This is a genomic window from Yersinia mollaretii ATCC 43969, assembly GCF_013282725.1.
GTDB classification, from domain to species: Bacteria; Pseudomonadota; Gammaproteobacteria; order Enterobacterales; family Enterobacteriaceae; genus Yersinia; species Yersinia mollaretii.
Genome location: NZ_CP054043.1, coordinates 2,439,361 through 2,450,824, shown reverse-complemented (window position 1 = coordinate 2,450,824; position 11,464 = coordinate 2,439,361). Strand labels below are relative to the sequence as shown.

Genomic DNA, 11,464 nt, shown 5'->3' with positions numbered 1-11,464 from the left:
AGAATCAGGGGCGATTCATTGAGTATCACAAATAAAATTATTCATATGATAATCAATAACAAAACAATCGCCCGCACGATGGCATGAGATTAATACTTAATGGGATTACGCCCGGCTAATGAATGGGATAGTGTCGTACCATCAACCATTTCCAGCTCGCCGCCGACTGGTACACCATGTGCAATCCGGCTGGCTAATACCCCATACTGACCACACATTTGGCCGATATAGTTGGCAGTGGCATCCCCCTCGACAGTCGGGTTGGTTGCCAGAATAACTTCCGTAATGGTTTCAGATTCAAGCCGTTTTTCTAGCAAATCCAAACCAATATCACCCGGACCAATGCCATCCATAGGGGATAAATGCCCCATGAGTACAAAATAGCGCCCACCAAATTGGCCAGTTTGTTCGATAGCATGGATATCTGCTGGGCTTTCGACCACACAGATTTGGCCATTTTGCTGACGACGAGGATTGGAGCAAATAGTGCAGCGGTCTTGCTCGGTAAATGTACGGCAGTCAGCACAGTGGCCGATTTCGGACATCGCACGGGTCAAAGACTGTGCCAAGCGCATTCCACCGCTACGGTCACGCTGTAGCAGCTGGAATGCCATACGTTGCGCTGATTTCGGGCCAACACCCGGCAAGCAGCGCAACGCCTCCATTAATGATTCAAGGAGTGGACTGGTTTGCATTAGAACGGCATCTTAAAGCCTGGTGGCAATTGCATGCCACTGGATACAGAGGCCATTTTCTCTTTTTGCGTTTCATCAATACGACGCGCGGCATCATTCAATGCGGCGGCAATCAAATCTTCCAGCATCTCTTTATCGTCTTCAACTAACAGGCTTGGGTCGATTTCAACCCGGCGGCAGTTATGCGCCCCATTAATTGTCACTTTTACCAAGCCCGCGCCAGATTCACCGGTAACTTCTAATTTGGCGACTTCTTCCTGCATCTGCTGCATTTTTTCCTGCATCTGCTGGGCTTGTTTCATTAAATTGCCAATACCGCCTTTACCAAACATAGTCATCTCTCATAGCAAGGGGCCGCGTCAGTGCACCATGCACTTATCGCAGCGGTTAAACTGGTCGGATACTCTCTTCATCCAGCTCGGCGTCGAAGAAACGACGCAGTGTCTGAATATTATTATCCGCGATAATTGACTGACGCGCTTGCGCCAGTTTTTCTTCATAAATGGCCTGCCGCCACTCCAACGGGGTACGCTCCGCTGGATTATCATCTTCAACAACAGTGAGTGTAACCGTGTTGCCTTGTAATTCACTCAGTGCCTCCGCCAGCGCCTTTTGTGCCGATGGCGAATTTAAGTGGCGCTGAGCAGAACGCAGGTGAAGGCAAATATTACCCGGTTCTATTTCTTCTTTAAATGCATTCAGCGCAAGTTGCTGCACCAATTTGGGAATTTGTAGCTTATTGATCTCAGCCGCCCAAGGGTCCCGCACCATGGCTTCTTCAGCTAATTTCATCGAAAGCTCTGGCGTTTTTTCATGTTCTAACGCCGAACGCAGAGCCTTAGGTGTGGCTACAGGCTCAACGACAGCATCAGGCTGATTTTGTGCAACCCAGCGATAAGCTTCTTTCTTCGCGGGTTTCTTCTCTTCCGTGGATTTGGCGGCCAGCCGCTGCTGGCTACGCTCAGTCACCGACGCTAAGCGCTCAAGTGCTGAATTTGCCGGCCGCGCTTTTCCTGACGCCGCCGGTTCACTCTTTTTTGTGGTGGTCGTCCCCGACTGTCGCAGCAACTGCGTTCGCGCTTGAAGAAGCTGCGCGGTAGAGTCGGGTAACTGAGCACTCACTGTCGCGGCAACCCCGAGTGGAGGGGCATCTTGCTGCGGCTCTGCTTGAACAGTTTGCCTGTTTTGATCGCGCTGAGCGGCTGGCACGCTGTTGCCCGTGGCTGCTGGCATTGACGCGGGTATAATCTGGGATTCAGCAATGATCGCTTTAGGGTGAAAAGCCAGCGCCCGCAATAAGGTCATTTCAACCCCCATGCGGCGATCCGGTGCGTAGGCCAGCTCTTTGCGGCCCACTAGCAGTGTTTGATAATAGAGTTGAATGTCCGCAGGCGGTAATGTACGAGCAAGTTCACGTAAACGTGGCTCGATCGTCGCGTAATGATTATCCAGCATGGATGGCAGCAACTGCACCATCGCAATACGGTGAAGCAAACTTAAGGTCTCAACCAGTAAGTTTTCCCAATCGACACCACGTGATGCCGCTTGTTCTACCTGCGCCATCACCCGCGCACCATCAGCGCTGACCAAAGCTTCGATAATCGCCAACGGTTGCTCATCATCCAACGTGCCGAGCATCTGGCTGACAGTGGCAGTCGTGATGCTTCCATCACCCATGGCAACCGCTTGATCCGTCAGGCTAAGTGCATCACGCATACTGCCATCGGCAGCCCGCGCCAGTAATTGCAATGCGCGAGCATCACTACTGATGTGCTCGAGCTGCAATATCTTTTCTAGCAGCGCACGGATAACTTCAACATCGATCACTTTGAGGTGGAATTGCAGACAGCGGGAAAGGATAGTCACCGGCAACTTCTGCGGATCCGTTGTCGCCAGCAGGAACTTCACATGTGCTGGCGGCTCTTCAAGCGTTTTTAACAGCGCATTGAAACTGTGGCGCGACAACATATGTACTTCATCGATCAAATAGACCTTGAAGCGGCCACGGGCGGGGGCATATTGCACATTATCCAGCAACTCTCGGGTATCTTCGACTTTCGTCCGCGAGGCGGCATCTATCTCAATCAGATCAACAAAACGGCCTTGCTCGATCTCAAGGCAGTTTGCGCAAGTGCCGCACGGTGTGGCGGTAATGCCTGTTTCGCAGTTGAGCCCCTTGGCTAATAATCGCGCAATAGAGGTCTTACCAACACCACGGGTGCCGGAGAATAGATAGGCGTGATGAATTCGTCCTAGTGAAAGGCTATTGGCTAGCGCCGTCAGAACATGCTCCTGACCAACGACATCTGCAAACGTTTGGGGTCGCCACTTACGGGCAAGGGCCTGATAGCTCATTAATACCGGAGAAGTTGGATAATCTAGAGGGTCATGCTAACACAGCCTCGCCACTGACGGCGAGGCCGATATTTTCAATACAATCAATGCCCGCTGAAGGAGACCAGGCTGTAGCAAGTAATCCCTTGCTGAGTGAGGCGAGCTTCGCCCCCAAGTTCAGGCAAATCAATGACAAACGCCGCGTCAGTCACTTCACCACCCAGTCGACGAATCAACTTAACCGTTGCTTCGATGGTTCCGCCGGTAGCCAGCAAATCGTCGATGACCAACACCTTATCGCCCGGCTGAATGCTGTCCGTGTGGATCTCGAGTTTGTCAGTGCCGTACTCCAATTCATAGCTTTCGCTGATGGTTGCACGGGGTAACTTGCCCGGCTTGCGTACGGGAACAAAACCCACACCCAGAGCCAAAGCCACTGGCGCACCAAACAAAAAGCCGCGGGCTTCTGTACCCACTACTTTGGTCACGCCTTTATCCAGATAGCGCTCAACCAGCATTTCGATGCTAGAGGCATAGGCTAACGGATCTTCCAGCAAGCTGGTCACATCACGAAACAGTATTCCCGCTTTTGGATAATCGGGGATGGTTTTGATACTGTCTTTAATATATTTAAGCTGTTGTGCTGTATTAGGTGCAGTAGCGGTCATAATTTGTGCCTGATAAAACTGCTGTACATACTAAAGCGCGGCCAACTGATACTCATATCGCATCAGTTGAGTAACTTATTCTATCTACCGATGATGCCCTGATAGCGCAAGTTACTGCATCCTTAACCCTAAGGACGCCACGAGGGATCACCCCGCGCACGAAAACGCTCAAATCTATGCAAACTGACACTAAAATGCAACTAGTGTGAACGGCTCAGCGCTTATTTTGTTGCGATAGGTCAATAACTGGCATCCGCAACATAAAGGTCAACAGCACCGTTAATATCACCAGTAATAAGCCCCTGACCCACCAAATTTTCACTAACCAGAGTGAGATAGCGAAAGTCAGCACGGTAACTAATATTGCTTTCCACTTAACGCCCGGCGGCAAAGCACGATGTTGCTGCCAAGTGCGGATATAACTACCAAACCATGAGCGATAGAGCAACCAATGATGAAAGCGGGGGGAGGAACGTGCAAAACACCACGCGGCCAATAGCAAAAATGGCGTAGTGGGCAAAAGAGGAAGCACGACACCCAAGGTCGCCAATACCACCGCTAGCCACCCTAAAATGATTAATAACCAACGAGACATATACTCCCTTTGCGTACACTATAACACTCATTACCATGACTTATCATTAGCGCATGCACTGGTTATCATCAACAGATATTCTTGCCATTATGCGCACAATCTCTGTATATCCATTTTATTTAAGCGCCCGCTTACTTGTAACTGCAACCATTCGAAGGCAAGCTGACGGGAAAATGCCCAGGAGCAGCAGCATGAGTACAGAAAAATTATTGCAGGTGCTTGAAAGCCAAATTGAAGCGTTGTCCACTCAGGTTGGCCCTCAAGCTAACACCCCCTCTCAGCAGGCCCGTTTTGATCTGAATCTCTTTGGCAATCATGGTAACCGTTTCCGCGACTATCTACAGGAAGTGCGCAAAAACATGGCGCAACTGAAACAAGTAGTGGCAGAGAATCGCACTCAGCAGGTCGCTTTTTTGGCTGAGAAGTTGGTTGCACAAATCTCCGCCCTGCAAAGAGAGTTGGCGACTCAAAAGTTAAGGAAATCCAATCCTGAACCCAGAGACAGTAAATTGGACCCTTATCATAAGTTAGCTGAACATCAGGATTATGAGCGGCGTATACTGGCCATGATTCAGGATAGAGAGAGTCAACTTGGTCGACAAAGCTTGCTCTCCGAGCAGCAAAAGATACAAAAAGAGCTCGCGGCGCTGGAGGGCCGTTTAATGCGTTGTCGACAAGCGTTGATCAGAATAGAGCGCAGTATTGAGAAAAAAGAGAACGGTTTTTGAATATTTGTCACATTTTTTGAATCGTTAGGGTTTCGACAGCGAATAGTTTTCTATAATGTTTTATACCGTCGCCATCCAAATCGTAGGCATGTTGGCGAGATGGATTGAATCAAGTCAGGTGGAATTTTGTCGCGAAGCGATATTCTCACCAGACTTTCCTCATTAACTGAAAACCAAGTGTTGGTCACATTATGTCAGTTGAAAAAGCGTCACCAGAATTACAACTGGCAGTAGATCTTATCTACCTGCTGGAATGCAATGAGATAGCGCCAGAAACAGCACTAAAGGCGTTAGAGATCGTGCAACTTGATTATCAGCGTAAGCTCCGCCATCAAACCTCAGATTGAAATCTATAGGGTATGAAGAATTTACCCTATAGATAATCAAGCATTGTACCTCCTCTCTCTCCGCCTACCAGATAGTCTCATGCGAGTGGCTTATTGATATCAGGTAAGTCGGGTTGTGTATCCCCCAGTTTAGATTGCGCGACAGGTAACTCTTTCGCTTCAATTGGGCGATTCACTTCCTGAATTTGCGTACCGTTAGGCTGATGCAAATAGACTTCCAACTGGTTGAACGCGATATTGATGTCATTCTCGCGACATAATTTATCAATTGCCCGATTCAACTCATCTACCGTATAGCTGCGATCTCGCAGTTCACGGACATACAAGCGTAACTCATGATCAAGAGTGCTGGAGCCAAAGTCCAGGAAGAAGACCTGCGGTTCAGGGTCAGTCATTACCCTTGGATTTTCATGGGCGGCTTGTAAGAGCACCTCTTTTACTTTCGCTAAATCAGAGCCATACGCCACGCCAACTTTAATGATGATGCGAGTAATCGTATCTGACAGTGACCAGTTAATCAGCCGCTCAGTCACGAACGCCTTGTTCGGAATAATGACTTCTTTGCGGTCAAAATCAGTAATAGTTGTCGCGCGAATACGTATTTTGCTGACATTCCCCGAGAAGGTACCAATGGTGATGGTATCGCCGATACGCACAGGGCGTTCGAACAGAATAATCAAGCCGGAGACAAAGTTGGCAAAAATTTCCTGTAAACCAAATCCTAAACCCACAGAGAGCGCCGCCACCAGCCATTGCAGTTTATCCCACGAAACCCCAAGTGAGCTGAGCGCGGTTATCCCCCCAATGGCGGTAATAAGGTAGGTCAGTATGGTGGTGATGGCGTAGGAGGTGCCCTGACGCAATTGTAGACGCGACAACACCACCACTTCCAGCAAACCGGGTAGGTTACGCGTCAGAATATAGGCGACCACCAATGCCATTAAGGCCACCAGCATATTCCCCAATGTCACAGCCTGTGTAACGCTCGCCCCCGCGACTGTTGTGGTGTAGTGCCACAACGAAATGCTGTCCAGATAGGAGATAACAGTTATCAGGTCAGCCCATATCCAGTAGAAGCAAGTGGCGAAAATCACGAACAGCGCCATGGTGGTCAAACGCAATGATTGTTGGTTAATTTGGTCCAAAGCCAGTGGCGGCTCTTCAACAGGTTCGCCGCCTTCAGCCCCCTCTTTCACCAAACTTTGCCGCCGTGCTATCGCCCGCCGATAGGCCAGACGCCGCGCCGCGACCCCTAACCCACGAATCGCCGTCAGATAAACGATATTCCACAAGAACAGCAAGTACAGGCTATCAATCCAACGCCCCGCCAGTTGCAGTGTGGTATAGAAATAGCCAGCAACCATTAAACCAATCAATATTATAGGGGTTGCGGCTACTGCGGTAATAATAAGCAACCGTACCGCATGGGAATCTTTTTCGCGCCAACTATTACGGCAGAATGGAAAGACAAACAAGGCCAGCAATGCCAGCGCGATCACAATGACAACCTGCCCGATGACATCATCGACCAGCCGAAGTGGACTTTTCTCCCCCAATGCAGACCAGAAGATCACTGGCAATAATGCCGCCCCCAAGCGCACCATTTGACGGCGATAGTGCGCACATCTATCGGCTGCGATCATAAAATGTCGCTCAGTGATGCCACCCGGCGAGAGCATGCGATAAGTCAGGTCAAATATCAGCCAGAACAGGGCCAGACGTTGGAAGAAGCTCCAGAAGAACTCACTGAGATTGAAGTCTGAACGCAGGCACCAGTAACCGATGCCTAAGATGATTAAGCTCCCCGGTAACACCTTCAGCAAAGTAAGCATGATGGCATGGGGTGTATGCATTTGGCTGTCGTGTTTTAATTGCCCGACATCGGCGGCGAGCTTATCCAGCTGTTTGTTGATGATTTTATAGCGCGATCGGATCACCCCCACCGCAATCAGCATGGGGATCAGAAATACCAGTGATTTGATCAGACCAGCCACCACATCCCCCAGTGACAGGGTAAAGTGGAAATTGCTTAGTTCAGCTTTAAGCGCGCCCGGTAAGGCTTTCAGCCAAGACCAATCCATCGGTTTATTACTGCTAACCCAAAAGATCTGCTGCGTCAGTGTATGTTGCAATGATTCATTGACGCTGAGTAGCTGCTGTTGATTGATTTGCAGATTAATAGCCAGTGTTAGTTGGTTGCCTAACTGCTTGTTCAATTGGTCCAGTAGTTCACGCCGGATATCAACAATTTGCCCGAGTGCATCTTCCACATCAGGACTGATCTTCTCTTTGCTGTCGCTCATCAGGGTTTGAATGTAGTCATCCCCCTGAAATAGCTTGTCACGCTGCTGATTAATTTCAAATTGTTCGAGCCGCAAGTCAGCAATACGTGACGTCATATTGGTCATTAAGCCAGACGCCGGTAAATTGAGTTGCTGCTGGTAGAGAATACGTGAAAGTAGCAGGCTACCGCGTAATACAGTGATCTGCTCTTTTAAATTGCGTTCAGATTGCAAAGCACGGTCCAGCCAGTTTTTAACCCTGATATTCTGTTGTACCAGCGTGTTGCCCTCTTTCGTGGCATTAATCAACCGCTGGCTCAGCTCTTTGTTAATCGCCAATTCACGGCTGACTAACGGGTCATTTTGGATGTCCGTTGCATCATTAGGTGCTTGTGCTTCTTTGGCTGTTTTCTCTGAGAGAATTAACCGTTTACCACTGACCACCTCTTGCAGTATCTGGACATAACGCTCCAGTTGGTTAATGTGCGCAGTGGTGTAATCCCGTTGTTTTTGCAGCAAATCTTGTAGGGTAGTATTGGCTTCCAGACTTTTACGCTGCAAATCCAGCTGTGCATTTAGCATCACCTGTTCAGTCAATAACTCTTGCTGCTGACTTGGGCGCAGAACGTCTTGATTTGGCGATAACCCATTGAGTTGATTGCGAATCTGCATCAAACGCATCGAAGCGTTGTACATCGCACTCTGTACCCGTTCCGGCTGTGTTTGTAGGGAAATAAGCTGGCTGTTATAAGCGGAGAGATCTTCCTGCGCGGATTGCAAATCATCCAGCGTTTCATTCAGACGCGACTCCAACTGGCGCAATGAGTAGTTAGCCAGTGACTCGCGGGTCAAAGTATCTGCTGAACTGTCTTTAAGCGAATCCAGTGCTTCGGTTGCCTGTCGCAACTTCGCCGGGGCCTGCGCCAATTGTTGTTTAAGCTGATTAGCTTCCTGTTTGGTACGCTCAATCGTATCAAGGTATTCCAGCGTTTTAGTCAGATCTTGCTGAGCGAGTTTTTCCGCTGGTGACAATATTTTTTGTTTTGATAATGCATCCAACTGACTGAGCACTTCACTGCGAGTCGGCACATCAATGTTGATACTTGATGCCAGCGTGAGTGGCGAGGATAACAACAAAATTATAAGCAGAATCACCATTGCCCGGAGCCGCAAGAGAAATAGACCTGCTGGCACCATCATTGGCAAAGAGAGTGGTATGGCGTATTGATTGCGAAATCTGCTGTTCATAATTGAACTTCATTTCAACAGAGAGGCTGAAATCCTATCACGTTCAGTCTCGGGCCATAATAATAAAAGTCTTTCAGCGCGCGAATAGCTGCAATTATGCGGGCAGTTACGCAATTGTTATTGAATAGGATGTAACCACCAGCCATTCACATTGATTGGGAGGACAATTCACTGTCACCCTCGTGATTTAGAATGTTAGCACTTTCTCGGCAGCCAGCGTCCACTGCGCCAGCTCTATCAAGGTACCAATTTCCACACCATCAACTAGTGTTAATCCACTCACACCACGGGCATCGGCGCAGGTTTTGCATAATTTAACAGGGACATTTTGTGCCGTAAGAATTTCCAGCATCTGCTGCAGATGATAACCTTCTCGTGGTTGTTGCCCGTGAATACCGGCGATAACAGCATCCGACATCAAGAATAGGCGTAAATCGAGATCGGTTTGTTGCTCTTTCAGGGTAATGGATAGACGCAGGGCATTAAATAATGACTCATGACCATAAGCGGCACCATTGGCAATCACAACCAGTGAACTCATAACGCACTCCTCATATAAGCCATTCCAGATAATCCTATACCTTGCTATTAGTCTCTTTACGCAATGAAAGGCCGTGGGCTAGCATGTCCAAATAAGCATCAATTAATATCGGTGCCTCTTGTTTTATATCAAAACTTTCTGGCATAAAGAGCCAATTTTCCATCAAGCCTGTAATATAAGCTCTCATGATAATCGCAGCACGACAAGTATCAAGATTGACGGGCAATTGATTCGCATTAATACAGCCTTGCAAAACAGCTTCAATTCGCTCATAACTAGCTAAATCAAGAACTTTACGTGCATCATGGACGGAGGACATTTCACCGACAAACTCACATTTATGGAAGACAATTTCCATCAATGCGCGGCGTCGACAATCCTCACGCGTTGAAACAAGAACATAGATAAGTATTTCACGTAAGATTCGGAGTGGATTATCAGGATATTTTACCTGATACTCTGATTCGAGCTGATCAATTTTAGACTCTGATAACTCCCAAATTTCGTTAAACAGGTCTACCTTATTCTTGAAGTGCCAGTAAATTGCGCCACGGGTGACACCTGCGGCAGCAGCAATATCTGTAAGCGAGGTGCCGGAAACGCCATGCGCAGAAAATTCCCGCACTGCGGCATCTAGAATTTGTTGCCGGGTCTCTTCGGCTTGCTGTTTGGTTTTTCGTGCCATAGCGTTGTTTTTTCGAGGGGGTGCGATTTACATACATTCACGAATGTATGTACCATAGCACGCACATATAATTTACGCAGCAATGGGTTTTAAAGCTTGTGATCCATTGAATTAAATTAAAAATCGGACACTTGAGGTTTATCTATGAGCAAAAACAGAGGGGTAATGCCTCTGGCTGCAATTCTGGTACTTTCAGGCAGCTTAGTACTTATAGGATGTAATGACAAAGATGCGGCGCAAGCCCATGCTCAACAGGCACCTGAAGTCGGCATTGTGACATTGAAAGCGGCACCACTAAATATCACAACCGAACTACCGGGCCGCACGTCCGCATTCCGTGTTGCAGAAGTTCGTCCGCAAGTTAGCGGAATTATTCTTAAACGTAACTATGTTGAAGGCAGTGATGTCACCGCCGGAACATCACTTTATCAAATTGACCCAGCCACTTATCAGGCCGCTTATGACAGCGCAAAAGGTGATTTAGCCAAAGCACAAGCTGCCGCTGAAATTGCACGTCTGACAGTGAATCGCTACAAACCATTACTGGGTACTAACTACATCAGTAAACAAGAGTATGACCAGGCGGTATCGAGTGCCATGCAAGCTAATGCGACGGTTCTCGCCGCAAAAGCCGCAGTAGAAACGGCACGTATTAATCTGGCATACACTCAAGTGACCTCGCCAATCAGTGGCCGTACCGGTAAATCTTCAGTGACTGAAGGTGCGCTGGTCACCAGTGGTCAGGCAACGGCGATGACCACGGTTCAGCAGCTTGATCCGATGTATGTCGACGTAACGCAATCAAGCGATGAGTTTTTACGTCTGAAAAAAGAGCTGGCTGATGGCACGCTCAAACAAGAAAACGGTAAAGCCAAGGTTCGCTTGTTACTGGAAAACGGTACTGAGTACGCTGAAACCGGTACGCTGGAATTCTCTGGTGTAACCGTAGATGAAACCACAGGTTCGATTACCATTCGTGCCATCTTCCCTAACCCGAATGAAGCCTTGCTGCCGGGGATGTTTGTCCGCGCTCGTCTGGATGAAGGTGTTAGACCTGACGCACTGTTAGTGCCTCAACAAGGTGTGACACGTAACCCACGTGGTGAAGCAACAGCAATGGTTGTCGGTGCCGATGACAAAGTTGAATTGCGTACGCTGGTTGCTAATCAGGCCATTGGTGATAAGTGGTTGGTTACTGAAGGGTTGAAAGCAGGCGATCGTCTTATTGTTTCCGGCTTGCAAAAAATCAGACCGGGCGTACAGGTAAAAGTGCAGGAAATTACTACTCCAGCACCAGAAGCAGCCCCAGCTGATACAGCGAAGAAGTCTTAAAAGGAGCCG

The 11,464-nt window shown here is 48.5% G+C and carries 11 protein-coding genes and 1 other annotated feature; of the genes, 3 read left to right on the top strand and 8 right to left on the bottom strand.

Annotated elements, in window-relative coordinates; genetic code table 11:
- Positions 1–89: 89 nt before the first annotated feature.
- The 5 genes from recR to HRD69_RS10810 all read right to left on the bottom strand — a co-directional run bounded on the left by recR (position 90) and on the right by HRD69_RS10810 (position 4,292).
- The gene (gene recR, locus HRD69_RS10830) at positions 90–695 is read right to left on the bottom strand and encodes a recombination mediator RecR (protein WP_032812952.1); all 606 of its coding nucleotides are present in this window, start codon (positions 693–695) and stop codon (positions 90–92) included.
- Positions 695–1,027, bottom strand: coding sequence for a YbaB/EbfC family nucleoid-associated protein (locus HRD69_RS10825; protein WP_004718772.1), 333 nt, complete (start codon positions 1,025–1,027; stop codon positions 695–697). The genes recR and HRD69_RS10825 overlap by 1 nt, the downstream gene beginning before the upstream one ends.
- A 55-nt stretch (positions 1,028–1,082) precedes the next feature.
- Positions 1,083–3,050, bottom strand: coding sequence for a DNA polymerase III subunit gamma/tau (gene dnaX, locus HRD69_RS10820; protein ID WP_004873412.1), 1,968 nt, complete (start codon positions 3,048–3,050; stop codon positions 1,083–1,085).
- Positions 1,689–1,753, bottom strand: a sequence feature (DnaX frameshifting element). Its footprint overlaps the gene before it by 65 nt.
- Positions 3,051–3,133: 83 nt before the next feature.
- Complete coding sequence (gene apt, locus HRD69_RS10815; RefSeq protein ID WP_004873413.1) at positions 3,134–3,697, bottom strand: adenine phosphoribosyltransferase; 564 nt, start codon at positions 3,695–3,697, stop codon at positions 3,134–3,136.
- Between the two features lie 214 nt (positions 3,698–3,911).
- Positions 3,912–4,292 carry a DUF454 family protein gene (locus HRD69_RS10810; protein ID WP_004873414.1) on the bottom strand — a complete coding sequence of 127 codons (381 nt, stop codon included), beginning with the start codon at positions 4,290–4,292 and terminating at the stop codon, positions 3,912–3,914.
- Between the two features lie 191 nt (positions 4,293–4,483).
- On the opposite strand from HRD69_RS10810, the gene priC reads away from it, so the two are divergent.
- Both priC and rsmS read left to right on the top strand, forming a co-directional pair.
- Entirely contained in the window at positions 4,484–5,020 is a 537-nt protein-coding gene (gene priC, locus HRD69_RS10805) for a primosomal replication protein PriC (RefSeq protein WP_004873415.1), read from the top strand.
- A gap of 191 nt (positions 5,021–5,211) precedes the next feature.
- A complete protein-coding gene (gene rsmS / locus HRD69_RS10800; protein WP_004873416.1) occupies positions 5,212–5,367 on the top strand; it encodes a pleiotropic regulatory protein RsmS in 156 nt (51 codons plus the stop codon).
- 77 nt (positions 5,368–5,444) lie between these two features.
- Here the strand turns inward: rsmS and mscK are convergent, their stop codons facing one another.
- The 3 genes from mscK to acrR form a co-directional block, all read right to left on the bottom strand.
- Positions 5,445–8,897, bottom strand: coding sequence for a mechanosensitive channel MscK (mscK, locus tag HRD69_RS10795; RefSeq protein WP_032812953.1), 3,453 nt, complete (start codon positions 8,895–8,897; stop codon positions 5,445–5,447).
- A 187-nt stretch (positions 8,898–9,084) separates the two neighbouring features.
- On the bottom strand, positions 9,085–9,438 hold the full coding sequence (locus HRD69_RS10790) for a DsrE/DsrF/TusD sulfur relay family protein (protein ID WP_004873418.1): 354 nt from the start codon (positions 9,436–9,438) through the stop codon (positions 9,085–9,087).
- A 34-nt stretch (positions 9,439–9,472) separates the two neighbouring features.
- Complete coding sequence (gene acrR, locus HRD69_RS10785) at positions 9,473–10,123, bottom strand: multidrug efflux transporter transcriptional repressor AcrR (RefSeq protein ID WP_004873419.1); 651 nt, start codon at positions 10,121–10,123, stop codon at positions 9,473–9,475.
- A gap of 144 nt (positions 10,124–10,267) precedes the next feature.
- Between acrR and acrA the strand changes: the two genes are divergently transcribed.
- Complete coding sequence (acrA, locus tag HRD69_RS10780) at positions 10,268–11,455, top strand: efflux RND transporter adaptor subunit AcrA (protein WP_032812954.1); 1,188 nt, start codon at positions 10,268–10,270, stop codon at positions 11,453–11,455.
- The last annotated feature ends 9 nt before the right edge of the window (positions 11,456–11,464 follow it).

Coding starts and splice junctions, on each gene's coding strand:
- HRD69_RS10810 (WP_004873414.1), bottom strand. CDS start 4,292: ATGTCTCGTTGGTTATTAATCATTTTAGGGTGGCTAGCGGTGGTATTG.
- priC (WP_004873415.1), top strand. CDS start 4,484: ATGAGTACAGAAAAATTATTGCAGGTGCTTGAAAGCCAAATTGAAGCG.
- acrA (WP_032812954.1), top strand. CDS start 10,268: ATGAGCAAAAACAGAGGGGTAATGCCTCTGGCTGCAATTCTGGTACTT.
- dnaX (WP_004873412.1), bottom strand. CDS start 3,050: ATGAGCTATCAGGCCCTTGCCCGTAAGTGGCGACCCCAAACGTTTGCA.
- HRD69_RS10825 (WP_004718772.1), bottom strand. CDS start 1,027: ATGTTTGGTAAAGGCGGTATTGGCAATTTAATGAAACAAGCCCAGCAG.
- recR (WP_032812952.1), bottom strand. CDS start 695: ATGCAAACCAGTCCACTCCTTGAATCATTAATGGAGGCGTTGCGCTGC.
- HRD69_RS10790 (WP_004873418.1), bottom strand. CDS start 9,438: ATGAGTTCACTGGTTGTGATTGCCAATGGTGCCGCTTATGGTCATGAG.
- mscK (WP_032812953.1), bottom strand. CDS start 8,897: ATGAACAGCAGATTTCGCAATCAATACGCCATACCACTCTCTTTGCCA.
- acrR (WP_004873419.1), bottom strand. CDS start 10,123: ATGGCACGAAAAACCAAACAGCAAGCCGAAGAGACCCGGCAACAAATT.
- apt (WP_004873413.1), bottom strand. CDS start 3,697: ATGACCGCTACTGCACCTAATACAGCACAACAGCTTAAATATATTAAA.
- rsmS (WP_004873416.1), top strand. CDS start 5,212: ATGTCAGTTGAAAAAGCGTCACCAGAATTACAACTGGCAGTAGATCTT.